The sequence below is a fragment of the Paenibacillus hodogayensis genome, assembly GCF_039536325.1.
Classification (GTDB): Bacteria; Bacillota; Bacilli; order Paenibacillales; family NBRC-103111; genus Paenibacillus_AB; species Paenibacillus_AB hodogayensis.
The window spans coordinates 671,465-697,101 of the sequence record NZ_BAAAYO010000010.1 but is presented as its reverse complement, the minus strand read 5'-3'; the positions used below and the strand labels follow the sequence as shown (position 1 = coordinate 697,101).

The 25,637-nt window shown below is 61.6% G+C and carries 21 protein-coding genes; 16 read left to right on the top strand and 5 right to left on the bottom strand.

What is annotated here, in order from left to right; all coding sequences use genetic code 11:
• Positions 1 to 203: 203 nt before the first annotated feature.
• Positions 204 to 1,088, bottom strand: a complete 885-nt coding sequence (locus ABD796_RS22100) for a LysR family transcriptional regulator (protein ID WP_344911889.1) — start codon at positions 1,086 to 1,088, stop codon at positions 204 to 206.
• A gap of 111 nt (positions 1,089 to 1,199) precedes the next feature.
• Here ABD796_RS22100 and aroA point away from each other — a divergent pair, with 111 nt between their 5' ends.
• A complete protein-coding gene (aroA, locus tag ABD796_RS22095; RefSeq protein WP_344911887.1) occupies positions 1,200 to 2,561 on the top strand; it encodes a 3-phosphoshikimate 1-carboxyvinyltransferase in 1,362 nt (453 codons plus the stop codon).
• Between the two features lie 7 nt (positions 2,562 to 2,568).
• Here the strand turns inward: aroA and ABD796_RS22090 are convergent, their stop codons facing one another.
• Positions 2,569 to 3,642, bottom strand: a complete 1,074-nt coding sequence (locus ABD796_RS22090; protein WP_344911885.1) for a YheC/YheD family endospore coat-associated protein — start codon at positions 3,640 to 3,642, stop codon at positions 2,569 to 2,571.
• A gap of 254 nt (positions 3,643 to 3,896) precedes the next feature.
• On the opposite strand from ABD796_RS22090, the gene ABD796_RS22085 reads away from it, so the two are divergent.
• Both ABD796_RS22085 and ABD796_RS22080 read left to right on the top strand, forming a co-directional pair.
• Complete coding sequence (locus tag ABD796_RS22085; protein ID WP_344911884.1) at positions 3,897 to 4,235, top strand: L,D-transpeptidase; 339 nt, start codon at positions 3,897 to 3,899, stop codon at positions 4,233 to 4,235.
• Between the two features lie 39 nt (positions 4,236 to 4,274).
• Positions 4,275 to 5,438: a glycosyltransferase family 4 protein gene (locus ABD796_RS22080; protein ID WP_344911882.1), complete on the top strand. Its 1,164-nt coding sequence runs from the start codon at positions 4,275 to 4,277 to the stop codon at positions 5,436 to 5,438.
• Between the two features lie 114 nt (positions 5,439 to 5,552).
• On the opposite strand, the gene ABD796_RS22075 is transcribed toward ABD796_RS22080, so the two are convergent.
• From ABD796_RS22075 to ABD796_RS22065, 3 genes are all read right to left on the bottom strand, one after another.
• Positions 5,553 to 5,963 carry a VOC family protein gene (locus ABD796_RS22075; RefSeq protein WP_344911880.1) on the bottom strand — a complete coding sequence of 137 codons (411 nt, stop codon included), beginning with the start codon at positions 5,961 to 5,963 and terminating at the stop codon, positions 5,553 to 5,555.
• 223 nt (positions 5,964 to 6,186) lie between these two features.
• Positions 6,187 to 7,239 (bottom strand): CotH kinase family protein, encoded by a 1,053-nt coding sequence (locus ABD796_RS22070; protein ID WP_344911878.1) that lies wholly within the window; start codon positions 7,237 to 7,239, stop codon positions 6,187 to 6,189.
• 147 nt (positions 7,240 to 7,386) lie between these two features.
• Positions 7,387 to 7,743: a hypothetical protein gene (locus ABD796_RS22065; RefSeq protein WP_344911876.1), complete on the bottom strand. Its 357-nt coding sequence runs from the start codon at positions 7,741 to 7,743 to the stop codon at positions 7,387 to 7,389.
• Positions 7,744 to 7,991: 248 nt separating this feature from the next.
• On the opposite strand from ABD796_RS22065, the gene ABD796_RS22060 reads away from it, so the two are divergent.
• The 13 genes from ABD796_RS22060 (at position 7,992) to ABD796_RS22000 (ending at position 25,626) form a co-directional block, all read left to right on the top strand.
• On the top strand, positions 7,992 to 13,928 hold the full coding sequence (locus ABD796_RS22060; protein ID WP_344911874.1) for a WIAG-tail domain: 5,937 nt from the start codon (positions 7,992 to 7,994) through the stop codon (positions 13,926 to 13,928).
• Between the two features lie 375 nt (positions 13,929 to 14,303).
• On the top strand, positions 14,304 to 15,215 hold the full coding sequence (locus ABD796_RS22055; RefSeq protein WP_344911872.1) for a glycosyltransferase family 2 protein: 912 nt from the start codon (positions 14,304 to 14,306) through the stop codon (positions 15,213 to 15,215).
• Positions 15,216 to 15,219: 4 nt separating this feature from the next.
• Positions 15,220 to 16,350 (top strand): glycosyltransferase, encoded by a 1,131-nt coding sequence (locus ABD796_RS22050; RefSeq protein ID WP_344911870.1) that lies wholly within the window; start codon positions 15,220 to 15,222, stop codon positions 16,348 to 16,350.
• Entirely contained in the window at positions 16,347 to 17,084 is a 738-nt protein-coding gene (locus tag ABD796_RS22045; RefSeq protein ID WP_344911868.1) for a glycosyltransferase family 2 protein, read from the top strand. The genes ABD796_RS22050 and ABD796_RS22045 overlap by 4 nt, the downstream gene beginning before the upstream one ends.
• A gap of 128 nt (positions 17,085 to 17,212) precedes the next feature.
• Positions 17,213 to 17,941, top strand: a complete 729-nt coding sequence (locus ABD796_RS22040; protein ID WP_344911866.1) for a sugar phosphate nucleotidyltransferase — start codon at positions 17,213 to 17,215, stop codon at positions 17,939 to 17,941.
• Positions 17,938 to 19,152, top strand: a complete 1,215-nt coding sequence (gene lhgO / locus ABD796_RS22035) for an L-2-hydroxyglutarate oxidase (protein WP_344911864.1) — start codon at positions 17,938 to 17,940, stop codon at positions 19,150 to 19,152. Before ABD796_RS22040 ends, lhgO begins: the two co-directional genes overlap by 4 nt.
• 16 nt (positions 19,153 to 19,168) lie before the next feature.
• Positions 19,169 to 19,732, top strand: coding sequence for a dTDP-4-dehydrorhamnose 3,5-epimerase (gene rfbC / locus ABD796_RS22030; protein WP_344911862.1), 564 nt, complete (start codon positions 19,169 to 19,171; stop codon positions 19,730 to 19,732).
• Entirely contained in the window at positions 19,732 to 20,775 is a 1,044-nt protein-coding gene (locus ABD796_RS22025) for an NAD-dependent epimerase/dehydratase family protein (protein ID WP_344911858.1), read from the top strand. The genes rfbC and ABD796_RS22025 overlap by 1 nt, the downstream gene beginning before the upstream one ends.
• Positions 20,772 to 21,662 (top strand): dTDP-4-dehydrorhamnose reductase, encoded by an 891-nt coding sequence (gene rfbD / locus ABD796_RS22020; protein WP_344911856.1) that lies wholly within the window; start codon positions 20,772 to 20,774, stop codon positions 21,660 to 21,662. The genes ABD796_RS22025 and rfbD overlap by 4 nt, the downstream gene beginning before the upstream one ends.
• A 4-nt stretch (positions 21,663 to 21,666) precedes the next feature.
• A complete protein-coding gene (locus ABD796_RS22015; protein WP_344911854.1) occupies positions 21,667 to 22,803 on the top strand; it encodes a CgeB family protein in 1,137 nt (378 codons plus the stop codon).
• 98 nt (positions 22,804 to 22,901) lie between these two features.
• Positions 22,902 to 23,918 (top strand): GT-D fold domain-containing protein, encoded by a 1,017-nt coding sequence (locus ABD796_RS22010; RefSeq protein ID WP_344911852.1) that lies wholly within the window; start codon positions 22,902 to 22,904, stop codon positions 23,916 to 23,918.
• A 54-nt stretch (positions 23,919 to 23,972) separates the two neighbouring features.
• Positions 23,973 to 25,337 (top strand): glycosyltransferase family 2 protein, encoded by a 1,365-nt coding sequence (locus ABD796_RS22005; protein WP_344911850.1) that lies wholly within the window; start codon positions 23,973 to 23,975, stop codon positions 25,335 to 25,337.
• 19 nt (positions 25,338 to 25,356) lie between these two features.
• On the top strand, positions 25,357 to 25,626 hold the full coding sequence (locus tag ABD796_RS22000) for a hypothetical protein (protein WP_344911848.1): 270 nt from the start codon (positions 25,357 to 25,359) through the stop codon (positions 25,624 to 25,626).
• Positions 25,627 to 25,637 lie beyond the last annotated feature (11 nt).

The window sequence follows — 25,637 nt, the reverse complement described above, 5'->3', positions numbered from 1 at the left end:
AAATTACTTAATTTGGAATTTACGAAAGTTCTTAAATCAAAGTATACCAAATTCTGGTGGATTTGAACAGGTGGAGCTTCTGTTTTGCAGGCGAACGGGGGCCTAAGCAAAAACGAACAAAGCGAAACAAACACAACCTCATAGACATGTTTTCTAAAAAGCACATTCGCCGCGGGCGGTGCTTTTTTTCGTTATCCGTCAAGTCAAGCGAACTGGCGGGACAGCTCGTCCACGAACAAAGCGGCGGCCAACGACAGAGAGCCTTGCTCCGCCGATACGACTCCGATGGAGCGTTCGGGCAGCGGCACTGAGGTGTGCAGCTCGTACAACGTCCCGGCTTCCAGCTCGGCGCGGACGAAATCGCGCGTGACGAGGCAGACGCCCATATTTTTGATGGCGAATTCGATGCTCAAATCGATGCTGCCCAACTCGATATCCGGCTCTAGCTCCAGGCCCAGCGTCTGCAAAAAGGCGCGCAGAAACGCGCGCGTGCGGCTCTCCGCGGAGAGCATGATGAACGGCTCCTTCACAAGGCGCTCCAGTCCGACTGGCTGCTGAGCCATGGCGGCATAAGCCGAGCCGCCGACGAAGCAGTCGCGGATCGTCCGGCTGGCCGTAATACGGAAGCCGTCTCCGGCGGGCAAATGAACGATCGCGCAGTCGATGTCGCCTTCCTCCAGCTTTTTCAATAGAAGCTCGCTCTTGCCATGGATGAGACGAATGCGGATGCCGGGATGCCGTTGCCGGAACGTTTCGAGGAAAGGCAGCACATAATATTTGCATAAGGAATCGCTGGCGCCCATCCGGACGACGCCGGACAGAAACGATTTCATTTCTCCGATTTTCCGTTCCCCGGCCAGCAGCAGGCCGAACGCCTGCTCGACGAAGCGGAACAGCACGCGTCCTTCCTCCGTCGTCTCGACGCCCTTGGACTTGCGCACGAGCAGCTTGACCCCGAGCTGCTCCTCCAGCTGGCGGATCGCGTAGCTGGCGCTCGGCTGGGTGATGAACAGTTCCTCCGCCGCTTTCGTAATGCTGCCGCAGAGCACGGCGCGGTAGAACACTTTGTAATGATCCATCGTACTCATGATATAGAACTCCTCTATGCCATCGATTGTAACTATCCATTATTCAACTATCATATTTCCCCTTACAATGGAAATCAAGCAAGACTACCGATGTGGAGGGGAACGAGGACTATGGAGAAGAAGACGGAAGCGGATTTGGAAGCAAGATCGCCGTGGACTGGATTGGCCGGCATAGCCGAAGCGGAGCTTGTCCCGCCGGCAAAGCCCCCGCAAGGGGAGGACGTGCGGGCGCCGGGGAGCAAAAGCGTCTCCAACCGGGCGCTCCTGCTGGCGGCGCTGGCCGACGGCCCGTCGGTGATCCGCAACGTCCTGAGGAGCGACGATACGTATTGGTGCATCGACGCGCTGCGGAGGCTTGGCGTCACTATCGAAGTTACCGGCGACGAGGTGCGCGTGGAGGGGATAGGGGGCGACTGGCCGAACCGCCAAGCCGAGCTGTATATCGGCGCGGCCGGAACGGTCGCCCGCTTCCTGCCGGGCGCGTTGGCGGCGGCCCCGTCCGGGCAATGGACGCTGCGCGGCAGCCGGTCCTTGAGCGCCCGGCCGCTGGCGCCGCTCGTGCAAGCGCTCGGGGAAGCCGGTGCGAACATCCGCTATGCGGAGGACGACGGCCGGCTGCCGCTCGTCGTGACCGCAAGAGGGCTTGAAGGCGGAAGGATCGCCATATCCGGCGACACGTCCAGCCAGTTTGCAAGCGGTCTGCTGCTGGCGAGCCCTTACGCGAGGCGGACGACGCACATCACGGTGCCGGGAGGCATCGTCCAGCAGGCGTACGTCGGCATCACGATCGATTGGATGCGCCGGTTCGGGGCGAACGTCGTCCACGACGAACGGTTCGGCCGGTTCGAGGTCGCGCCGGGCCGTTATACCGGCAGGCAGGTGGAGATCGAGGCGGACGCCTCTACCGCTTGTTATTATTTGGCCTATGCCGCCGTAACCGGGGGCCGCGTGCGGGTGACGAACTTGCAGTCGGACACGCGGCAGCCGGATATCCGGTTCGCCGGGGTGCTGGAGCGGATGGGGTGCCGCGTCCAGGCAGGGCCGGAAGGCGTGGAGCTTAGCGGCCCTGCCCGGCTGGCCGGCGGCTTCTCCGTCAGCATGCGGGAGATGTCCGACCAGACGCTGACGTTGGCCGCGATCGCGCCGTTCGCCGATGCGCCGATCACGATTGCCGACGTCGCCCATATCCGCCACCACGAATGCGACCGGATCACGGCCATATGCGCCTCGCTGCGTGCGCTCGGCATCGATGTGGAGGAGCGCGAGGACGGGCTGACGGTGCATCCCGGCGTTCCCGTCGGCTGCGCGCTGCCTACCTGGGACGACCACCGGGTAGCGATGTCGCTTGCGCTTATCGGCGCCCGGACGTCCGGCATTCGCCTGCTCGATCCGGGGTGCGTATCGAAAACGTGCCCGTCGTTTTTCGACGATCTGCGCCGGCTGGGCATGGAGGCGCTTATGAAGCGGGCCTGACTTGACGTTACGAATCCCCCTTTTCCAATAAATATTTGGCGAACCCGACGGGATTGGCATAGATGCGCTGGAACGCGTCCGGCATTTGCCCTTGCTGGAAGCTGTACCGGAGGTCTCGGCCATTGCATTCGATGAACATCGGGAAACCGTGCTCCGTCAAGCCGACGTCCAGTCCGATGTCCGCGAGCTGGGGCAGATGTTCGCTCAATTGGCACGCCACCCGCAGCGAGAAATCGCCGACGCCCTGGCGCACCGCTTCGAGGTCGAGATGCGGATACGACTGAAGTACCTTTTCCAGCGTATACACGACTCCGCCCTGCGCGACATTGGTCCGGAACGCGCCCGGCTTGGCTACTTTGGCGGCGATGCCGGTAATTTGCCAGTCTCCGGTCTCGTTGCGCTGGACCGATACCCGCAAATCGAACGGCCGGCCGTTGTAGGTTGCCAGCGGCAGCAGCTGCTGCACGAGGTAAGAACGCGATTTCAGCTTGCGGCGGGCGATGGCCGGCAATACGTCGCGAAACGGAATCGTTCTGCCGCGCGGAGCGGCTCCGTGCAGGAGCCAGCCTCCCGATGTCCGTTCCAGCTTCATGATGCCCATGCCGATGCTGCTGCTGTTCGGCTTGAGGATCAGCTGCGGGAATTGCGCCATCATCTCCCGGACGGAGGACGGCGTCGCCTGATGGGTGACCGGCAGATGCGGCCGCAGGGAAGGCTCCAGCATCAGCAGTTCGTGAATATGGCCTTTTCCGTAGCGGTTCCATTCGTTGAAAATGCGTTTGCCGTCCGCTACGAGGCGGCGAATCGCCAGCTTCGGCTGCGGCTTCGTATACAGCGTCCGGTTATGGATGACGTCCGGTGCGGGTATGAGGCAACGCCGGTATCCTTCTTCTTTTTTCACATAAGCGTAAATAAACGGCTGCCCCGGCTGAATATCCTTCAGCCGAAAGAAGCACGGGGTGACGCCGTGAAGCCGTCCGGCCAGTTCATAGCAGGGCAGCGACTCGTGATACGTGCGGCCGCTCGGAATGCGCTGGAACCAGGAATCGTTGACCAGAATGCCGATATATCGATTGTTCATGTCTCAGTCTTCACCTCCCGTATACCGTATGCGCCGGAGCCCGTCCCGGTATGGACGAGTGCGTACGGGCTTCTGTTCGCGGGCCGAATGCGGAGCGGGCGCGTGATATACGGGAACCTGATGCGCAAAAAGTCGGCTCCGTATCGTAGAGCAGCCGGCTTCGTCCCGGCATATGCTGATATAGACCGGGGCAGGACTCTTGCGTCAAGCGCGGAGAGCCTGCACCCGAAGATACGAGTAGGGAGGTGCGGAGCTTGCCGTCAACCCGCATCATTGTGGATTTGCCGACCCGGATGCTGCATCTGCTGAAGGACGGCCGAGTCGTTCGAACTTACCCGGTCGGCATCGGGAAAATGCTGACCACCACGCCGACGGGCGAATTTACGGTCGTCAACAAGCAGCCGAACCCGGGCGGACCGTTCGGCGTGTTCTGGATGGGCCTGTCCAAGCCGCACTACGGCATTCACGGCACGGACGATCCTTCGTCGATCGGCCATATGGTGTCCCACGGCTGCATCCGCATGCAAAATCGGGACGTTCTCGAGCTGCAAAGCCAGGTGCCGATCGGAACGCCCGTCACAATCAGGCAGTAGCCGGACGTGAGCGCCGGCATAGAAGAGGAGGAAGGCATCATGTCCCGAATGCGGCTCGCAATCGTGACGCCGGGAACCTTCCCCGTGCCGTCTGGCCGAAGCAGTTCGGTGGAGCAGGTGGCGATGCAGGTCGGGGAGAAGCTGAAACGTCAAGCGGAGGTAACCGTCTTCGGCAAAAAGACGAGGAGTCTGCCGGCGCGGGAGCTGCTGGACGGCATCCGGCATATCCGTCCGCCCGTCAAGCCGTATATTCGCCAGGTGGCGAGGGTATTGAAGCGCGAAGTGCCGGATATCGTGCAGTGCGAGAACCGTCCCCGCCACGCCCGGTTGCTGAAGCGTCTTTTTCCGGAGAAGCCCGTCGTGCTGTCGCTCCATTCCACGACCTTCTTATCCAGACCGCACATTTCTGCTCCGGAACTGAGAGGCTGCTTGCAGGCTGCCGACGCGATCGTTGTCAACAGTCAGTTTTTGAAGGAGCGGGTGGCCGCGTCCGACGCGTCCGTCGCCGCCAAAATCGTCGTCAACCATCTGGGCGTCGATACCGAACGGTTCGTCTCGCGTTGGACCGAAGAAGAGGAACGGAAGCGGCAAGCCCAACTGAACGCGCTTGGGCTGGCTGGTAAAAAAATCATTTTGTACGTCGGGCGGTTTATTCCGATCAAAGGCGTGCATCAGCTGCTTGCCGTCCTGCCGACGATCACGGCATTCGAGCCGGAGGCGGTGCTGCTGCTCGTCGGAGGCGCCTATTACGGCTCCAATCGAATGACGCCGTACGTGCGCCGCTTGCGCCGCATGGCCCGCGACGCAAAACCGCACGTCCGGTTTATCCCCTTCATCCCGCACGAGCAGATGCCGTCCTGGTTCCGGCTGGCCGATACGGTCGTCGTGCCGTCGACCGGCGAGGAGGCGTTCGGGCTGGTCAACGTCGAAGCGATGGCTTGCGGCGTACCGGTCGTTGCGTCCGCGTCCGGCGGCATGAAGGAAATTATCCAGCACGGGAGCACGGGTCTGCTGGCCGAGCCGGGCGCTCTGGCCGAGCAGCTCGTCCGTCACGTCTGCGCGCTGCTCGGCGACCGCGACTATGCCCGGAGTCTGGGCGAGAACGGCATGCAGCGGGTGCACGACCATTTTACGTGGCAGCATACCGCCGACCGTCTGTATGCCCTGTACGACCGTTTGCGCGCGAACGGCGGGATGCCGTAAACGGCAGGAACGGGAAAAAGCCTTCGACATCGCCTGTGGCGGGACGAAGGCTTTTTGGGCTAACTGTGGTTCGAGCGGACGGGCCATAGACGGCAAAGTCCGGCAAGCGTCGATTTAGGATCGATTGTTCGGGTCTTCCGTGACAATCATCCAGTTCACGCCGAACTTGTCCTCGAACTGGCCGAAAAAAGTGCCCCAGAACGCCATGGAAAACGGGTGCTTCACCCGGCCGCCTGCGGACAAGTTGTCGAACGCTTCGCGCGCTTCGGCTTCGTTCGGAAATTCCAGGTTCAGACTGATGCCGTTGCCCGGATTTACCGGTTCGGTGACGGTGTCGGCCATGAAGAACGAGGTGCCGGCGGCAACGAAGCTCAGGTGCAGCACTTTGTCCTTCAGTTGTTCGTTGGCTCCCGGCATCTGGCCGTGCGTCATGACGGACAAAATTTCTCCGCCGAGCGCCTGGATGTAGAATTCGGCTTGCGCCCGGGCATCCTCCGAGAATAAATAAGGGGTATGTTTGGCCATGCGTCGACATCCTTTCGCGGATTGATGGGAATCGTTACTGCACGTAGTATAGCATGCCGCGAAAGCGAAGATTTCTTACGGATTGCGGTTCGGAGCTTGTCCGGGGCAACGAGCGGGCGCCTCCGCAGCGAGCGGAAGCGCCGGATACGGGCCGGAGCAGGCGGCCGGGGAAAGCGCAGAGGCGCGGCTGCATCCGGCCGCTGCGACGCTTGCACGGCGCTTGCTACAGTCGCGCCAGCTCCTCGCGCACGACGTCGCGTCGCTCCCGAATGTAGCGGCGGATCAGTTCCGGCTCCCCGTCGAAGACGTCGCGCGACCATTTGCGGGTCGCGTCGCTATAGACGCTGTCCTTGATCTCATTATGAATGCGGGCAACGACTGGCATTACCGCCGACTCGGTGAACGATACCTCCAGCAGACGCTCCATCAGGGCGCGGTATTTCCGCCGAATGCGCGTATCGGAGAGCAGCGTTTCGGTCAGCACATTATATCCAGTGACCTTCACCAGATCGATGGCGCAAGGCTTGCCGTAGCAGTTGCGTCCCCAGGTGCCTTCGTAGTCCCACGGAATAATCCGGTAGCGGCCTGTCGCTTTATGTTCGTACAGCGCGTAGTTTTGATCGAAGCCGTCGTAATTGCCCGTCAGCACCGCCCCGGCCAGCCAGCGCAAATAGTTGTCGATATCCAGCCGCCGCAGATGCGCTTGCAATTTTTTGCCTTGCCGGTCGTGCAGACCACGGATAAACCGGATCAGCCGCAGCTTTCCCGTTCCGTTCCCGATCACCAGCCGATAGCCCTCGAACAGTGTCTTTTTGCGCCTGCCCGTTTCGGGGCTGACGAGGGAGAAGTTGGCGCTGTCGTTGTCGGCATAAACAAGCGTGGCGGCGGAGAGGCGGCGTCGGCAGAAAAACGCGCGGTTGACCGCTTCGATCAGCAGGTAGACGCCTTGGCTTCGCCCGTTCAGGCGCAGCACGCAATGCCGGGTAGCCGGGCTCGGCACCCCGATCGATTGAAAAAAACGAAACGACAGCGCGTTGCGCATTAGCGAAGGGTCGTCGTATTCGGCATTAAAATGGTACGTTTTGCGTCCAATGCGGATTTCGTACGACTTCTTCGGATATTCGCGCGTATGCCCTCCGCGGTAACGGACGAGCAAGGGCACGCGGCGTCCCTTGTACAGCAAATGGCCCTTGGTAAAAACGCCGCTCCACAGATGCTTCTTCATCCGCTCCAGCCCGTCGGCGCCGATGACGATGTCGAACTCGGATAATGGCATGGCAGCTCGCTTCCTTCTTTCATTGAACACAAACAACCTACCCTTAGCGGGTAGGCTGCAGGTGCGATACGATATGCGGAAGCGGCGCGAAACGTTACCGTTTGCATCCATTTGCCGCGCGAACGCGGCCACCGGCCGCGGTGCGGTTTACTTGCGGCATTTGCACCGGCAAGGGCAGCCGCATTTGTGTTTGCGGTGCGGCCGTTTTCCTTTGCGAGGGGCGATCGGGCGGTTAACGCCGCCGGTACGTTTTCCGGCGCCGCCGGTCAGGCTGCCCGGAGGACAGTCGTTGGCCTGTCTTCCCGGCGACCGAAGGCCCCCCGTCAAATTGCCCGGCGGGTGGTTGCCTCCGGTCAAGCTTCCGCCGGTGCGGTGATGGCCGTGCGTGCGTTGTCCTGCCGTCAAGCTGCCTTTGGAGCGGAAATGCTCGGGAACGTGGCCTTGGCTACGATCCTGGAGCCATCTTTCATAAAGCAGATCTGGTACGTTTTTGATTCTAGGCATGGATCCGTCTCCTCCTTTCCTGTGCCAATGGTATAGCTTATGCCTTGCCCGTCCGGTTTGGCCGGGTCATTGGCGCATCCGCACAAAAATGGGGGGATGGCGCTGCGGCATACGCCTTTGCCGCGAATACCCGTCGTTATCCCGTCCCGGCCGCAGGCCGCCCGCTCTTTTTGCGTGAAAACAGTGACCGCCTACTGGGTGAACGCATATGTTACAGATGACCAAACCTGCAAAGAAAGGTGACCCGGATGAAAAAAAATAAATCAAGCGAACGTTCAAAACGCAGCAAGCAATCCGGTCAACGGATTTACAATGCGAGCATGAACGAGCTGAAATGGCTGGATGACGAAAAGCCGACGAAGGAGACGCGCAGCAAGAAGAATGAAGCCAAGGACGAGGTCCGAAGCGAGACCGACCCCGACAAACCGGAAAGGGACGACGGGCAGATTGCGGCGATCGCCTCCGTCGCGGCGCCGGAAGCTCCCGCTCTGGTCGAAGACGTACGCAGCGTTCGACCGCCGAGCAAGGCTGCGCCATCCATACCGTTTACTCCGATGGCGCCACCAGCGTCTACGGCTCCGCCTGCTCCGCAATCGGTCCCGGGCTCGACCGTCGTCTTCGGCGATAGCAGGACGATAAGCAAACCCGCTGCGCCCGTACCTTCCGCCGCACCGGTTCAGTCCGCCAAAGGAGAAAGCTCCGCCGAACCGGACAAAGTCGCCAAGCCCGCCAAGTCTGCCGCGAAGGCTGGAAGCGCGGCGTCCGCCAAATCCGGCAACGCGAGTGCCGAGACGGTCAAGCCGACCCGAAGCGGCAGATCGGGAAAAGCGAAGCCTTCGGAACCGGTCTCCGCCGTCGAGCCTGAGCCGCAGTCGCGCCCGGCTGCAAAGGAGCCGCCCGCTCCCGCGGAGTCCGTGGAGCTGTTCGCCGAGCCGACGGACATTTCCCCGGTGCTGCTTTTGTTCGAGCGTGCCCAGCATGAGAACGTAGCCGTCGTCTATACCGACGATATCGTGGACGAGGCGGTGACGAACGAGAAGATTGCCAATCGTTCGATCGAAGGCAGCAAAATCCGTCCGAACAGCATCGGCCGCGATTCGCTCGCCGACTATGCGGTCGATAACACGAAGCTTGCGGAAGCCAGCGTGTCGGCGAACAAAATCGCCCCGGCGTCTATCGAAGACCGGCATATCGTTCAGGGCGCGATTTCCGGCCGGAAGCTGAAGCCGAAATCGATCGGCGGCGAGAAGTTGATCGACAACAGCATCACCTCGGAGAAGCTGGCCGACAAGACGATCGATTCGATGAAAATCGCCGAAGGCTCGATTGAAGCCAAGCATTTGCACAACCAGATCATTTCCACGGATCTCATTCAGGATCAGGCCATAATCGGCGAGAAAATCAAGAGCGGCTCGATTTCCTCGATGCATTTGACCAACGGCGCGGTCAATTCGGCCAAAATCGCCGACGGCGCCGTGTTGAACGAGAAGCTGCGCGACGGCACGATAACGGGGGAGAAGCTCGGCGACGAGACGCTCGGTTCGCGCCATTATCGAAAGGAGTCCGTGCTGGGGGAGCATATAGCGGTTGGGGCGGTGGCCGCGGAACATTTATTGGCAAACTGCGTCCAGCCGGTCCACCTGAGTCCCGAAGCCGTGCAAACGCCGCATCTCGCGGATCAGGCCGTAACGGACGACAAAATGGCGGACGAATCGGTCGGATCGCGGCAACTGCAGCCGGAGTCGGTCCGCTCGTCGCATCTGATGCCAGCGTCCGTAGCCGAAGCGCATCTGGCGGACGAATCCGTGTCGACGGCAAAGCTGGCCCGGCAGGCGGTAACCGCCGAGCGGCTGCGCGACGGAGCCGTCAAGGAGACGAAGCTCTCGGACGGCGCGGTGTCGACCGCCAAGTTGGCGGACGAAGCGGTCACGCCGGCAAAGCTGGCCCCGCGGTCGGTAGAGCGGCACCATCTCGCACCGGGCGCGGTAAGCACGGAAGAACTTGAAACCGGGTCCGTCGGCACGACCGAACTGGCGGACAGAAGCGTAACGACCGCGAAACTGGACGACGGGGCCGTGACCGAGCCTAAGCTGGCGGACGGAGCCGTCACGTCGGCAAAGCTGGCCGCGGGGTCTGTCACTACCGGCCATTTGGCGGATGGGGCCGTTACGGCGGAGCTGCTGGCGGACGGATCGATATTGACCCGCCATATCGACGCCGGCGCGATTACGAGGGAACAGTTGCAGAAAAACGCGGTCGGAACGGAGACAGTACAGGACTACTCCATTACGTGGAGCAAAATCGCGCTGGGCTCGATTACGCGGAACCATCTCGTGCTGGGCAGCGTCTACACGCATCATATCGTCGATCACGCGGTCACGACGGCCAAGATCGCGCCGGAGACGGTGTCCACGGACAAAATGACCGATCAGGCCGTCACGACCGCCAAGCTGGCCGACGCCAATGTGACGTCCGCCAAGCTGGCGGAGGGAGCGGTGCGCAGCTCCCATCTGGCCGGCGGTACGGTTCATGCTCATCATTTGGTGCCAGAAGGCGTTCAAGGCGAGCATATAGCGGCCCGTTCGATTGCTCCCGAGCATTTGGCGGATCGGGCGGTGACGGCTAAAGCGATTGCCGACGGGGCCGTCATCTCCGCCAAGCTGGCCGGCGGCGCGGTCACCACGGCGAAGCTCGCGCCGGCTAGCGTGGACAGCGCGCGTCTGGCCGACGGAGCCGTGGAATCGCGACATCTGGCGCGAGGAGCGGTAACAGGCGGAGCTGTGGCCGAGGGAAGCATCGGGTCCGCGCATTTGTCCGTCCACAGCGTCGGTCCGGAGCAGCTCGCCGACGGAGCCATCGGTCCGGCCGCCCTCCAGCAAGGGGCGGTGACGACGGAGAAGCTGGCGGATGGCGCCGTCAATGCCGATAAGCTGGGCTTCAATGCCGTCAAAGCCGAGCATTTGTCCACGCAATCCGTCCGCTCGCACCATATCGCTTTGCAGCATATTACCGAAGCTCATTTGCAGGACCGGTCGGTTTCCGCGAGCAAGCTGCAAGCCGAGGCGGTCAAAGGCGGGCATATCGAGCCGGGCGCGCTGGGAGCCGAGCATATTCGACCGGGGAGCATAACGGCCGATAGGCTGGCGGATGCGTCCATCGGTACGGAGCAGTTGGCCGACGGGGCCGTTACCGGCGAGAAGCTGTGCCCTCGGTCCGTTGGCCGGGAGCATCTCGGCAACGAATCGGTGGAGTCTCGCCATCTGAGCGATCAATCGGTAGCCGAGGAGCACATTCAGGACGGCGCGGTCGGAACCGGCGCCCTGCAGGACGAATCGGTTGCGGTCGAGAAGCTGGCCGACGGAGCCGTGACGACCGTGAAGCTGGCCGACGAATCGGTCACGCCGGAGAAGCTGGCTGCGGAATCCGTCACCTCGCCGAAGCTGGCAGCCGGCAGTGTAACCGCCGAGAAGCTGGCGGACGGCTCGGTTACCGTCTCCAAGCTGGCTCCGGGGGCTTTAACCGGAAGCGGGCTCGCGTCCGATGCGGTCGAGAGCCGTCACCTGCGACCGGAATCGATTCATAGCTATCATATTGGCAAAGGGGCCATTCAAAGCGAGCATCTTGCCAACGTAGAGTGGCTGCCTGCACGGCTGGCCGAGGGCAGCGTTCCCGGCGGCAAGCTGCACAGCCGTTCCGTTACGGCGAAGCAGTTGGCGGCCGACAGCGTGACCTCCGATCAGCTTGCCGCGCAGGCGGTCACGTCCGAGAAGCTGGCTGACGGAGCGGTGACGACGGAGAAGCTGTCCGCGAACGCGGTCACGCCGGAGGAACTGGCGGACGGAGCCGTGACGACGGAAAAGCTGTCCGCGAACGCGATCACGACAGAGAAGCTGGCAGACGGAGCCGTAACGACGGAGAAGTTATCCGCGAACGCAATCACGGCGGAGGAGTTGGCAGACGGAGCGGTAACGGCGGAGAAAGTGTCCGCGAACGCGATCACGAACGGGAAGCTGGCGGACGGGGCCGTGACGACGGAGAAGGTATCCGTGAATGCGATCACGTCGGAGAAGCTGACGAACGGGTCGGTGACGACGGAGAAGGTGTCCGCGAATGCGATCACGAACACGAAGCTGGCCGACGGAGCCGTGACGAGAGAGAAGGTATCCGCGAACGCGATCACGTCGGAGAAGCTGACGGACGGAGCCGTGACGACGGAGAAGGTGTCCGTGAACGCGATCACGAACGCGAAGCTGGCAGACGGAGCCGTGACGACGGAAAAGGTATCCGCGAACGCGATCACGTCGGAGAAGCTTGCGGATGGAGCCGTTACCGGCGAGAAGCTATCGGCAAAAGCGGTCACGTCTGGGGAGTTGGCGGACGGAGCCGTGACGACGGAGAAACTGGCGGACGGCGCGGTCAATGCCGATAAGCTGGGTTTCAACGCCGTCAAAGCCGAGCATTTGTCCACGCAATCCGTCCGCTCGCATCATATAGCTTTAAAGCATATTACCGAAGCTCATCTGCAGGACCGGTCGGTTTCTGCGATCAAGCTGCAGGCCGAGGCGGTCAAAGGCTGGCATGTCGAGCCGGGAGCGCTGGGAGCCGAGCATATCGGGCCGGGAAGCATAACGGGCGACAGGCTGGCGGATGCGTCGATCGGTACGGAGCAGCTTGCCGACGGGGCGGTTACCGGCGAGAAACTGTGCCCAAGGTCCGTGGGCCGGGAGCATCTCGGCAACGAATCGGTGGAGTCCCGCCATCTGAGCGATCAGTCGGTAGCCGAGGAGCACATTCAGGACGGCGCGGTCGGAACCGGCGCCCTGCAGGACGAAGCGGTTGCGGCCGAAAAGCTGGTCGACGGAGCGGTGACGACCGTGAAGCTGGCCGACGAATCGGTCACGCCGGAAAAGCTGGCTGCTGAATCCGTCACCTCGACGAAGCTGGCGGCCGGCAGCGTAACCGCCGAGAAGCTGGCTCCGGGGGCTTTAACCGGAAGCGGACTCGCGTCCGATGCGATCGAGAGTCGTCACCTGCGCCCAGAATCGATTCATAGCTACCATATCGGCAAAGGGGCCATTCAAAGCGAACATTTTGCCAACGTAGAGTGGCTGCCTGCCCGGCTGGCCGAGGGCAGCGTTTCCGGCAGCAAGCTGCACAGCCGTTCCGTTACGGCGAAGCAGCTGGCAGCCGACAGCGTGACCGCCGATCAGCTTGCCGCCCAGGCGGTGACGTCCGAGAAGCTGTCGGACGGAGCCGTGACGACGGAGAAGCTGTCCGCGAACGCAATCACGACGGAGAAGCTGTCCGCGAACGCAATCACGACGGAGAAGCTGGCTGACGGAGCCATAACGACGGAGAAATTGTCCGCGAACGCGATCACGCCGAAGGAGTTGGCTGATGGAGCCGTGACGACGGAGAAGGTGTCCGTGAACGCAATCACGACGGAGAAGCTTTCTCCAAATGCGGTAACATCCGAAAAGTTGGCCGACGGTGCCATTACGGTACAGAAGCTTTCCGCGAACACAGTAACGCCCGACAAGATTGTCAACGGAAGCGTAACGGCCGAGAAGCTGGCTTTCGGGGCCGTAACCGGGGCGGCCCTCGCCGGCAACAGTGTCGAGGGAACGCATATTCGCGCCGGCGCGATTAACGGGCATCATATTGAAGCCGGTTCGATCGAGCCGCATCACCTGAAGAGCATCGTGCTGCCTCCGGCCTCCGACTTCGCGCAAGGTTACGCGTTGGAGAGAGGCAGAGTCGCAACCGATCATGTGGCCGACGGCGCCATCACCTCCGGGAAGATCGCCGACGGGGCGGTCGTAGCCGACAAGCTGGCTCCTCTGGCGGTACAAGGAGAGCATCTCGCCGAGCGGTCGATCGCGCCGTCGAAGCTGGACTTCGCCCCCGTGCGGACTACGGCCGCAACGGGATGCGCGCTGCAGCAGTTCGGCGCCGTTCCGTTCCAGTTCGAGGTGCATGCCGAGACCGTCGTCGTGGAAATAACTTTCGCGGAGCCGTTCTCCGCATCGGATTGCATTCTGGTGGCAACTACCAATCACCCGGCCTGCTACGCGGTGCTGAAAGCCCGCACGGAACGGGCCGCCCTGATCGAGATCGTCAGAACCAAATTCACGCCAGAGCCTTCCGGCATCGTCAATTGGATTGCGATTGGCTCCAAAGTTTGACGGGAGCTTATCTGTTTCGGCGCCATCTCTTTGCCCGCCGTCCCGGCGGCCGCAAGCATCAGTGCCCTGTTCTTTTCCGGTCCGCCTTTTAAGGCGGGCCGTTTTTTTGTGCTTGTCCGCAAGCCGCAGCGCCATACCTGGTGTTAAGGCCGGTGCTCCGGCTGCTGCGGTCATGGGCTTGAACTTTGTCGACGAAAGGTTCGGCAGGGCATTTGCAGCCCTTTTTGTCGGACAATCGGCAGATGCCCTTCCGTCGAATGCGGATTTTCATAAGATGACTCATAAGCAAGGCAACCCGGATCGCCTTGAACGGCGGTCCTTCTTATCAGCGGCATGCGTGCGTATTCAGCCTGGACCAACGATCGGAGGTGAATGATGTTGAAGTCGCGTGCGGGTAAACGAACGGCGCCCAACCGGCGCAAGTCCCGCCCCGGAGCCGCCCGGAACCGCCGGCCGACTAGAGGCGGGAAAGCCACGTTCTCTGCGCCTCCCGAGACGCCGAACCCAATGCCGGCGATAGCCGACCTGGCAACCGGGGGGACGCCGAATGCGCCTGTCGTCTCGGTGGTCATACCGGTCGTCAACGAACGAAGGACGATCGCCCGGGTCGTCCAGGAAGCGTTCCGCATCCACCGCAGCACGGAGGTCATCGTCGTCGCCAACGGGACGACGGACGGCAGCGGCAAAATAGCGGAATCGCTAGGTGCCCGCGTGCTGTATTACCCGTCGGCGCTCGGTCATGACGTGGGACGCAGCATCGGGGCGAGGGAAGCGCGGGGCAAAATCATTGTGTTCACGGACGGGGATATCGTCATTTCGGCCAAGGAGATAATGCCGCTTGTCAAGGCGATCGACAACGGGGTCGATATCGCGCTGAACAGCTATCTCGGGCCGACCGACAAGATGAGCGTGCACGGCGTCGTGCTTGCCAAGCACGCTTTGAATATCGCATTGTCCCGTCCTGAACTCAAGGGAGCCTCGATGACGACGATTCCCCACGCGTTGAGCCGCAGGGCGCTCGAAGCGATCGGCTGGGAGCATTTAGCCATCCCGCCGAAAGCCCAGACGATCGGCATCTGCCGGGGGCTCGACGTTCGGGCGGTACACCATATCGAGGTCGGCCGCACCAACCCGAAGCGGAGGAAACGGATGGGCAAGCATGGGGACGATCCGTTGGAAGGTCTGATTGTCGGCGACCATCTCGAGGCGCTCGACTGGTATATCCGGGCGACGAACGAGCGAGGGAATAAGCCCGACCTGACGCGGGCGAGGGAAAGCGTGAGGTGAAGTCATGAGCATACGAAAACGCGCGAGGCGGAGGTCGGCGCGCCCGTCAAACGGCCGGCTGCGCCGGTTCCGCCCGGGCGGCAAGTGGAAAGGCAGAAGGGCATCCCGTTCTCGAGCGGCACCCAAAGCCGGAACCGGACGCGGACTGGACGCCTCCGGCGTGGCGCAGCGGGCATTCACCGCCGGTCGCGAGGCTGCCCTGCAGGCCGACGAAGGAGCGGACGGAGGGGTTATCCGCCTGTTGAACCGCAGCTGGAACGGCTGGCGGTCGACCGAGCGCGCGGCCTCCTGGACGTGGAGTCTGTATCACGAGGCCGCGGACAAATTCGTCGCCGGCTTCGAGAGCGTGAAGGGCGTCCGGCTCGGCAACCCGGTGCTGGTGCCGACGACGAAGACGATCGGCGCGGTCGTCACGGCGATGAACGAGGAGAAGGCGATTCCGGTCGTATTGGAGCAGCTCGAACGGCTTCCCCTCGACGAGCTGGTCATCGTCGTCAACGGCTCTGTCGACCGGACGTTCTGGAATGCGCGGAAGCCGGGCAAGGGCGTCGTCGTGCACTACGCGCGGCCGCTCGGGCACGACGTGGGGCGGGCGGTGGGAGCGAAGCTGATCCGCTCCGATATCGTGCTGTTTATGGACGGGGATTTTCCGATCTTTGCCGACCATCTCCTTCCGTTTATCGACGCCGTGGAGACAGGAACCGATGTCTCGTTGAACGACATCATGCCGTATATCGACGTGTTCTCCAGTCGCGACCAGGTCACGATCGTCAAGGAAATGCTTAACCGGGCGCTGGGGCGGGCCGATTTGGAAGCCAACTCGATGACGGCGGTGCCGCATGCGCTGTCGCGCCGGGCGCTCGATACGATCGGATGCGCAAGCCTGATCGTGCCGCCGAAGGCGCAGGCAATGGCGATCCGCAGCGGCCTGAAGGTCGAGGCCGGGCCGAGCATCGACGTCATCGCCAAAAATCGGGTGCGCGACAAAAACTCCGGACACGACAATCCGGTGGGCCGCATGATTATCGGCGATCATCTGGAGGCGTTCGAGCTGTTGATGCGCGAGAACGGGGCCAGACTGCACGCCGCGGACGTCATACGCGACCGTCAGGCGCTCGGGAGGGCTTCCTCATGAGCATGACCAGCATCATCATTCCGACCTTCAACGAGCTCGACCTGCTGCGAGAATGCATCCAGGCGATCGAGACGTATACCGATACGCCTTACGAGATCGTCGTCGTGGACAACGGCTCGACCGACGGGACGATCGATTATTGTCTCAAGAAATCGGTCGTGCTCGTCTCGCTGCCGGAAAACCGCGGCTTCCCCGAGGCGTGCAACTACGGCTTGAAGGCGGCCAGCGGCAGCGAACTGCTGCTGCTCAACAACGATGTCGTCGTATCGAAGCGGTGGCTGGCGAATATGCTGAATAGTCTGTACAGCACGGAGCGGGTCGGCATCGTCGGCCCGCGCACGAACTATGCGAGCGGCATGCAGCAGATCGAGCTGGCCTACGGCGATATGAATGAATTTCAGGAAACCGCCGATCAATTCAACGTTTCCGATCCGGCGAAATGGATCGAAGCCAGGCGGATCGTCGGTTTATGCTTCTTGTTCAAGCGGGAGCTGATGGACCGGATCGGACTGCTGGACGAACGGTTTTCTCCCGGCCATTACGAGGACGACGATTACTGCTACCGGGCCCGGCTGGCCGGATACCGGCTGCTGATCGCCGGAGATACGCTCGTGCATCATTACGGCAGCCAGAGCTTCCGCAAGCAGGGGCAGGAGCGGATGGACCGGCTGGTGGATATGAATTTCCATAAATTTGTGGACAAATGGGGAGTCGATCCGAAGACGTTCATCTGACCGGGCGCCCGGGTGCTGGAACCGGACCGGGAACAGGGTCGGTCGCAGCAGCCTTGGGATCGCGCTGCGGACGGAAGTCGCCGGCTTCTAAAAACTTCGCGGTTTTGTGCAGAAAGGACGGAACGCATGTGAAGGGCGTAATTTTGGCGGGAGGCACCGGAACCCGGCTGGCTCCTTTGACGAAGCTGGTCAACAAGCATCTGCTGCCTGCGGGCAAATATCCGATGATCCATTACGCGGTAGCCAAGCTCGCCCAGGCGGGCATCGACGACATCCTGCTCGTGCTCGGCAAACAATCCGCCGGCCTGTTTATCGACTACTTGGGAAGCGGTAAAGCTTGGGGGGTCCGGCTGACGTACCGGATTCAGGAGGAGGCTGGCGGCATAGCCCAAGGGCTGTCGCTAGCCGAAGGGTTCGTCGATCCCGGAGAGAAGATGGTCGTGCTGCTCGGCGACAATCTGTTCGAGGACGACTTGCAGCCATATGTCGAGCAATTCAGGAAGCAGCAGCAAGGGGCGCTGGTCATGCTGAAGGAGGCTGACGACCTGAACCGTTACGGCGTACCGGTTTTTTTGCAGGACAACATTATTTTTATCGAGGAAAAGCCGTCCACGCCGAAATCCCGCTACTGCGTGACGGGGATCTACATGTACGATGCGAGCGTCTTCCAGGTGATCCGCCACATTCGGCCGTCGCAGCGGGGAGAGCTTGAAATTACCGATGTGAACAATGCGTACGCGATGGAAGGGCGTCTCGGCTACGGGCTGCTAAGCGGCTGGTGGACGGATGCGGGCACGTTCGGTTCGCTCCGCGAAGCCGGCGAGAAGTTGGGCGGCCCCCAGGGAGAAGAACGATGAAGCGGTACGATTACGCCGTCATCGGCGCAGGGATTATCGGGCTGACGATCGCCCTGGAGCTGAAACGACGGTATCCCGGTTCCGAAGTCGTCGTAATCGAGAAGGAGGCGGACGCGGCCTGTCACGCGAGCGGGCGGAACAGCGGGGTGCTCCACGCCGGCTTCTACTACACCGCCAACAGCCTGAAGGCGAGGTTTGCCCGGGATGGCAACGCAGCCATGCGCCGCTACTGCGAAAGCCGCGGACTTTCCGTCAACCCGTGCGGCAAGCTGGTGGTGGCAAGCGACGAGCGGGAGCTGGAAGGGCTGGAGGAGTTGAAGCGGCGCGGCGACGCGAATGGGGTCGAACTGCACTGGCTGAGCGAGGAGGAGGCGCGCGCCTTCGAGCCCAATGTACGGACGTTTCGCAAAGCGCTGTTCTCGCCCAATACGGTGACGGTCGATCCGCTGGAGGTATGCCTGTCGATGAAGCGGGAGGCGGCGGAGCTGGGCGTGGAATTTCATTTCAATGCCAAGTACGAGGGACGTACGGACGAAGGCATCCGCACCGGCAAAGGTCCGATCCGCGCCGAATATATCGTCAACGCTGCCGGGCTGTATGCCGACCGCATCGCCCGCGATTACGGCTTCGGCACCCGGTATACGATCATTCCGTTCAAGGGCATGTACGTGAAGTATACGAAAAACAAAACCGATATCCGGACGAACGTTTATCCGGTGCCGGATCTGGCCAATCCGTTCCTCGGCGTGCATTATACGAAAACCGCGGACGGCGGCATCAAGATCGGACCGACGGCGATTCCGGCATTCTGGCGCGAGCAGTACCGCGGCTTCTCCCGGTTCAGTCTCGGCGAATGCCTGAGCATTTTGTATTACGAAGCGAAGCTGTTCGTTACCGATTCGTTCCATTTCCGCCGGCTGGCTTTTCAGGAGTTGAGAAAATACGCGAAGGCCCATCTGGTCCGGCTGTCGACGAAGCTGGCGAACGTCGATCCGCAAGGCTTCGGACCGTTTCTGCGGCCGGGCATCCGGGCGCAACTGCTGGACACCCGCACGCTCGAGCTCGTGCAGGACTTCGTCGTCGAGGGCGACGCTCGCTCGATGCATGTGCTCAATGCCGTATCGCCGGCGTTTACGTGTTCCATTCCGTTCGCCGCGCATGTGGTCGATACGATTGAAGCCAGCCGGAATGCATTCGGGCCGGAAAGGTAAAGGGGGAGAACACGCGATGAAGCTGATTCGCACCAAACTGCCCGGGGTGCTCCTTCTGGAGCCGGTCGTCCACGGCGACCACCGCGGCTTCTTCATGGAAAGCTATACGCGCGGCAAGCTGGAGGAGCTTGGCCTGACGTACGACTTCGTGCAGGATAACCAGTCGTTGTCGGTTCAGCCGGGCGTGCTGCGCGGGCTGCACTACCAGCTGTCCGCCAAGGCGCAGACGAAGCTCGTCCGCGTCTTGAGCGGGGCGGTGTACGACGTAGTCGTCGACATCCGCCAGGGCTCGCCGACATTCGGGGAGTGGATCGGAGTAGAGCTGAGCGAGGACAACAAGCGACAGATCATCGTACCCAAAGGGTTCGCACACGGGGTATGTACCCTTTCCCCGAATACCCAACTGCTATACAAGGTAGATGAGTATTATTCCCCCGAACACGACCGGGGCATCTTGTGGAACGACCCGCAGCTTCGCATCGACTGGCCGGTCGCCGAACCGGTTTTGTCCGCCAAGGACGCCGGCCAGCCGCCGTTGAAGGATGCGGAAATCGACTTTGTGTACAGGGAGGGACTTTAATGCGAACGGTGCTTGTCACGGGAGCCGGAGGATATATCGGCTCGGTTCTCGTACCTAAGCTGCTTGCCGGCGGATTCCGGGTAAAGGCGCTGGATCGTTATTTCTTCGGAACCGACAAGCTGCAGTCTCATCCGCATCTCACGATCGTCCGGGAGGACAGCCGGCGCATCGCGGAGGAGCATATTGCCGGGGCGGATGCGGTCATCGATCTCGTCGCCTTGTCCAACGATCCGAGCGGCGAACTGTTCCGCGATGCGACGTACGAGATCAATCACGTTTCGCGGGCCAGAACGGCGCGTATGGCGAAGCGGCTCGGCGTGGAGCGGTACATTTTGCCCTCGTCGTGCAGCATCTACGGCTTTCAGGAGGCGGATACGATCGTCGACGAGAGTTCGCCGTCCAACCCGCTATCCACTTACGCCAAAGCGAACGAGAAAGCCGAGGAGAGCGTGCTTCCGCTTGCCGACGACCGGTTCACCGTCGTGGTCATGCGCCAGGCGACGGTTTATGGCTTCTCGCCGCGGATGCGGTTCGACCTCGCCATTAACGGCATGACGCTGGGCGGCTGGAAGAACGGAACCATCCCGCTTATGAAGGACGGGACGCAGTGGCGGCCGTTCGTCCATGTCCAGGATACGACCGACGTGATGCTAAGGCTGCTGGACGCCGATCCGCAGACGGTGAACGGGCATATTTTCAACGTCGGCTCGAACGACAATAACTACCAGCTCGGTCCGCTCGGCGAGACGATTGCCCGGACGCTGCCGAAGCCAGTGGAGATCCAGTGGTACGGGGAGCCGGACCATCGCTCGTACCGGGTCAGCTTCGACAAGATCGAGCGGGCGCTCGGCTGGAAGGCGCAGTGGACGGCGGCCGCCGGCGCGCTGGAAATCTACGAGGCGCTGGAAGCCGGACGCGTGACACGCTTCGACCAGACGGTGACGCTCGGCTGGTACCAGGAACTGGTGAAGTGGCATCGTCTGATCCGCGAGACGGAACTGTACGGCGGCATGATCGATATTCCGGGAGCTGACGGCGAATGAAACGAATTGTGCTGCTTGGCGCGAACGGACAGCTCGGTACCGACATCCGGCGAGTATTCGCCGGAGCGGAGGCGGAGGCGGAGCTAGTGCCGCTCTACCGCGGCAACCTCGACGTTGAGCGGACGGATGTCATCGCGGTGGCGCTGCGCGAGTTGGGGCCGTTCGATGCGCTGATCAATTGCACTTCTTATCATAAGACCGACGAATGCGAGGATTACGCCGCCAAATCGTTCGTCGTGAACGCTCTAGCGCCGCGGGAGATGGCCAAGGCGTGCCAGGACGCGGGGGCTGTTCTGATTCATTTCACGACCGACTACGTATTCGACGGCCGGAAACGGACGCCTTATCGCGAGGAGGACGCCACTTCGCCGCTCAATGCGTACGGCGTCTCCAAGGCGGCCGGGGAGCATTTTGTGGCCGCGCACCATGATAAGCATTTCATCTTCCGGGTGTCCTCGCTGTTCGGGACCGCGGGAGCGAGCGGCAAGGGAGGCAACTTCGTGGAGACGATGCTCCGCCTGGCCGCGTCGGGTCAGCCGCTGCGCGTCGTGGCCGACCAGATCATGTCGCCTACGCATACGATCGACATCGCGGAGACGGTTAAGGCATTCCTCTTGCAAGAGGTGAACGATTACGGCACGTATCATTGCTCCGGCGAAGGCGAATGCAGCTGGCACGACTTCGCTGCGGAAATTTTCCGCCAGCGCGGGGCGGCCGCCGATCTGAGGGCGGTGACGACAGAGGATTATCCGACGAAGGCGAGAAGGCCGGCTTACAGCGTGCTGGACAACGGCAAGCTTGGCGGCATCCGCCCGATGCCGCATTGGACCGATGCTCTTGCCGGTTATTTCCGCCTTCGCGACGAAGGCGGACAACGAAGGGGGTGAGCCTATGCGTCGGCTCAAAAGACGACTGAAGCCAGGCAAAGTCGACGCGCCGCGCCGGGACGAGGGCGTCGCCGGCTGGGAGAACGGCTACCTGGAAGGGCGCAGCCAGGGCTATCATTACGGGCTGTGCGAATCGATCTACGCCCGGGCGGCGACGGAGACCGGCGTGCGCCACGACGTGAAGGTGCTGTACGTGAAGGCGAACGGGTCTCCCTACGCCTCTCTGGATCAAGGGATCGAGCATGCTCTGAGGTCTATCGCGCGGGAGGTCGCCGTCGTGCAGCCGGATGGCGACGCGGCGCAGGCGGCGGCTGCGGAGAAGCCGGATCTGGTGCTCGTGCTGGACGCGGCGGGCGTATCCGTTCCGGCCGACCAGATCGACCGGATTCGTGCCCAAGGCATCCGCACCGCCGTATGGCTGCCCGACGACCCGTACCATTCCGACGCGACTGCGACTATCGCGCCCCATTACGATTACGTGTTTACGCTGGAGTCGAGCTGCGTTCCCGTCTATCGCGAGCTGGGCTGCCACCAGTCGCACTATTTGCCGCTGGCGGTCAATCCGGGCTTTACGCGGCAGTTTAAGGTCAGCGAGGCGTACCGGCACGATATTTGCTTTGTGGGGAGCGCTTTTTGGAACCGGGTAGCCTATTTCGACGAGATCGCCGACTATTTGGCCACGAAACGGGTGAAAATTATCGGTTATTGGTGGGAGCGTCTGAACAAATACGCCAAGCTGGCCAAATTTATCGACGGCGTATGGTTGTCGCCGGAGGAGACGGCTAAGCATTACAGCGGCTCCAAAATCGTCATTAACCTGCATCGCTCCGCCGAGGACGCCGACCATAACAGCAACAGCCGTAAAATTCCGGCCAACTCGGTCAATCCGCGACTGTTCGAAATAGCCTCATGCGCGGCGTTTCAGCTTGTCGATCAGCGGCCCGATCTGCCAGGGTTGTACACGCCGGGACACGATATCGTCACCTTTTCGACGCCGCGGGAGCTGGTCCGCCAGCTCGACTATTACTTGAACCATGAGGAAGAAAGGCGGGAAATCGCGAGAAGGGCCCTGTTCCGGACCGTCACCGAGCATACGTATGCAAAGCGACTGCAGCAAATGCTCGGCATCGTCTTCGGATGAAGCGCCCGGACAATGGTCGAATGTCCCCGGCACGGAACGTCCGGGGACGAATACGATAAGAGAATAAACAAGCACAACGCACAAGGTGGTGACGACGATTGCCTCGTCTCGTGTTGCGCAAGAAGAAGACGCTGCCGAAACGGAAAGTGAAGGTAAGAATCCGCCGCAAAGCTTTGCGGAAACCGCGGGTCGTGCCGCCGGCCGGTCCAGTCGGAGGCGATTTGTACAACGGCGGTTATGACGACGGTTATAACAAGGGCTTCAACAAAGGCCACGAAGAAGGCTACCAGCAGGGCAAATATGATGGCGAAGGCCGCAACGAATGGCGCGATGGCGTCGATGGTCTGATCGATACGTTTCTGCCGGAATACGAAATATTGCCAGATTTTACGGCCGAGCAAATCTTGGCCGCCGGCGTCGAGTCTTTGCGCCCGCAATGGCGCCATCTGCTTAACCCCGACGAGATCGCGGGACGCATCCTGCATGCCCTCGATACGCGGACTCCGTTCTCGCTCGTCCGGGTCGGCGACGGAGAGGTGCTTGCGCTGGCGCAGGGCACCGTGCTCAGCGTGGAGCAGGTGCGGGAGCAGGGGTCTTTCCTCGGCTACGCCGGCATCGACGTCCCGGATTACGAGGCGCGCGATCAATTGAAGGAAGCGATCCGACAAGCCTCGGTCGTAGGCATTCCGAAGCTGCGGGTGCGCAACTTCCAACCGCTCGCGCTGTCTTCCTTCAAGGCGAACGGCATCGACCACGGCTCGCTGACGCTGACCGATTCGCTGATCAATTATTATTTGTACCAGACGGGCTACATGTCCCGTATTCTGAGAGGGCGCCGGGTGCTGATTGCGGGCAAGCTTGGGGAACCGCTGGCCGACTATATGCGGACGAATGGCATCAACGTAACGGCAGTCGTATCCCCGGTCGAAGGGGTCAAGGACGTCCCTCGCGTCATGGAGGAGATCGCTGCCCGCGACTTCGATATTGCGCTCGTAGCCGCAGGCATCGCCGCCGTACTCATCTCGCAGCGAATCGCTACGCAACTCGGCAAGGTCGCCATCGACTTCGGGCATTTGGCCAATGCGATGATCAACGGCGAAGCGCCCTTCAAATAAGCGCGGAAGCGCAGCTGCCCAAAGCGGCCCATTCGGCCGGAACGGAGGAGAGTCATGGCTGCAACAAGGAAGCGAAAGGGAACGCGGGTACGCGTTTCCTTGAACCAAGCGTACGACAACGGCTACAACACGGGATACAATGCCGGGCATTCGCACGGCTTCAACCTCGGTTTTCAAAAAGGAGGCGATGCCTTTGCCGCCGGTTTCGACGGTACGAGCATCGTGATTCCGACCTATAACCAGCACAAGTATTTGGCCGATTGCATCGACAGCATAGGGAGACATACGCCCGAGCCTCACGAAATCATCGTCGTCGACAACGGCTCGACGGACGGCACTGCCGCTTATTTGCGCTCGCTTAGGCGCAGCAACGTGCGATACAAAATATGCGATCGCAATCTCGGGTTTGCCGGGGGCGTCAACCAAGGGCTGATGATGGCTCGGGGCGCTACGGTGCTGTTTCTGAACAACGATACGGTCGTCACCGAAAGCTGGCTCGGCAACCTGCTGGCATGTCTGAACGGCAACGAGCGCTTCGGTCTGGTCGGTCCGGTCACGAACTATATTAGCGGGGAACAGCTGATCGAGACGAAGTACGCTTCGATGGAGGAGATGCACCGGTTCGCCCGGAACAACAACCGGTCTGATTCGGGCAAGTGGAGCGCCGTAGACCGGCTGACCGGCTTCTGCGTGCTGATGCGCCGGGACGTGTTTCAACGCATCGGCTATTTGGATGAAGGATTCGAGATTGGCAACTGCGAGGACGACGATTTCGGCTTCCGCAACCGGCTGCTCGGCCTCGATCTGGTTATCGCCAAAGATACGTTTATTCACCATGTCGGCAGCACGACGATCCGTACGCTGACGCCGGAGCAATTCGAGGAAATGTACAATCGCAATCTGGCCTTCTATTCGGACAAATGGGGAGAAACGCATTCGCTGCTGCATGAGGTAGCCGTACACTGGAGCGGTCGTCCGCTGGCGGTCAACGATTTGTACCCGTCGCATGTGACGGTAAAGGGCACCGGACCGACCGCGTTCTGGGTGGAGCAGGGAATACGGCGTCCGCTGGAGCGATCCGAAGGGATTCCGGCTGTGCGCTTGTCGCAGATCGAGCTGAAAAACTGGCCGACCGGCGACCCTATTTCCGTTGCCGAATGGACAGCCAAGCAGAGCGCGCTGGGGGCGGTGGGAAGCGAGAGCGATCCGTTGACCGAAGGGGGGATCGTGCGCACGCCGGACGGACGGCTTCACCAGCACCGCAGCGGCAAGCTGCACCGTATCGCTACGGACTGGGTATACCGCGTATGGGGATTGGACCGGTACGGCGTCCGACCCGTATCGGATTCGACCGCGGTACAGCATCCGCCGGGCTTGCCGGTTATCGCGCCGCCGGTCATCAAGGCCGACAATATATAAGACGGGGGGGATCGTTCGTATGAAGGCTGTCAGGAAAAAGCCTGCCGCCGCTAGAACGGGAAAACGGCGCGCTGCCCGCCGGTTGAAACGAATCGGCGCCAAGAAACGGCCGGTTGGCCGCCGGCGCCGGCGTCTTCCAAGGCGCGCGGCAGCAAGTCAGGCGGCTGCGCACCGTCCGGGCTTCAAGATGACGTACGACGAGGGCTACAATCTAGGCTATAACGAAGGCTTCGACGTCGGCTTCGCCCAGGCGTTCGAGGAAGGCTATCAGCAAGCCTACGTATCCTGAGGAGCCGCTTC

Bases quoted from the DNA above. Each gene is read 5' to 3' on its own strand.
- ABD796_RS22100 (WP_344911889.1), bottom strand. From the start codon at position 1,088: ATGAGTACGATGGATCATTACAAAGTGTTCTACCGCGCCGTGCTCTGC.
- aroA (WP_344911887.1), top strand. From the start codon at position 1,200: ATGGAGAAGAAGACGGAAGCGGATTTGGAAGCAAGATCGCCGTGGACT.
- ABD796_RS22090 (WP_344911885.1), bottom strand. From the start codon at position 3,642: ATGAACAATCGATATATCGGCATTCTGGTCAACGATTCCTGGTTCCAG.
- ABD796_RS22080 (WP_344911882.1), top strand. From the start codon at position 4,275: ATGTCCCGAATGCGGCTCGCAATCGTGACGCCGGGAACCTTCCCCGTG.
- ABD796_RS22075 (WP_344911880.1), bottom strand. From the start codon at position 5,963: ATGGCCAAACATACCCCTTATTTATTCTCGGAGGATGCCCGGGCGCAA.
- ABD796_RS22070 (WP_344911878.1), bottom strand. From the start codon at position 7,239: ATGCCATTATCCGAGTTCGACATCGTCATCGGCGCCGACGGGCTGGAG.
- ABD796_RS22065 (WP_344911876.1), bottom strand. From the start codon at position 7,743: ATGCCTAGAATCAAAAACGTACCAGATCTGCTTTATGAAAGATGGCTC.
- ABD796_RS22060 (WP_344911874.1), top strand. From the start codon at position 7,992: ATGAAAAAAAATAAATCAAGCGAACGTTCAAAACGCAGCAAGCAATCC.
- ABD796_RS22055 (WP_344911872.1), top strand. From the start codon at position 14,304: ATGTTGAAGTCGCGTGCGGGTAAACGAACGGCGCCCAACCGGCGCAAG.
- ABD796_RS22050 (WP_344911870.1), top strand. From the start codon at position 15,220: ATGAGCATACGAAAACGCGCGAGGCGGAGGTCGGCGCGCCCGTCAAAC.
- ABD796_RS22045 (WP_344911868.1), top strand. From the start codon at position 16,347: ATGAGCATGACCAGCATCATCATTCCGACCTTCAACGAGCTCGACCTG.
- lhgO (WP_344911864.1), top strand. From the start codon at position 17,938: ATGAAGCGGTACGATTACGCCGTCATCGGCGCAGGGATTATCGGGCTG.
- rfbC (WP_344911862.1), top strand. From the start codon at position 19,169: ATGAAGCTGATTCGCACCAAACTGCCCGGGGTGCTCCTTCTGGAGCCG.
- ABD796_RS22025 (WP_344911858.1), top strand. From the start codon at position 19,732: ATGCGAACGGTGCTTGTCACGGGAGCCGGAGGATATATCGGCTCGGTT.
- rfbD (WP_344911856.1), top strand. From the start codon at position 20,772: ATGAAACGAATTGTGCTGCTTGGCGCGAACGGACAGCTCGGTACCGAC.
- ABD796_RS22015 (WP_344911854.1), top strand. From the start codon at position 21,667: ATGCGTCGGCTCAAAAGACGACTGAAGCCAGGCAAAGTCGACGCGCCG.
- ABD796_RS22005 (WP_344911850.1), top strand. From the start codon at position 23,973: ATGGCTGCAACAAGGAAGCGAAAGGGAACGCGGGTACGCGTTTCCTTG.
- ABD796_RS22000 (WP_344911848.1), top strand. From the start codon at position 25,357: ATGAAGGCTGTCAGGAAAAAGCCTGCCGCCGCTAGAACGGGAAAACGG.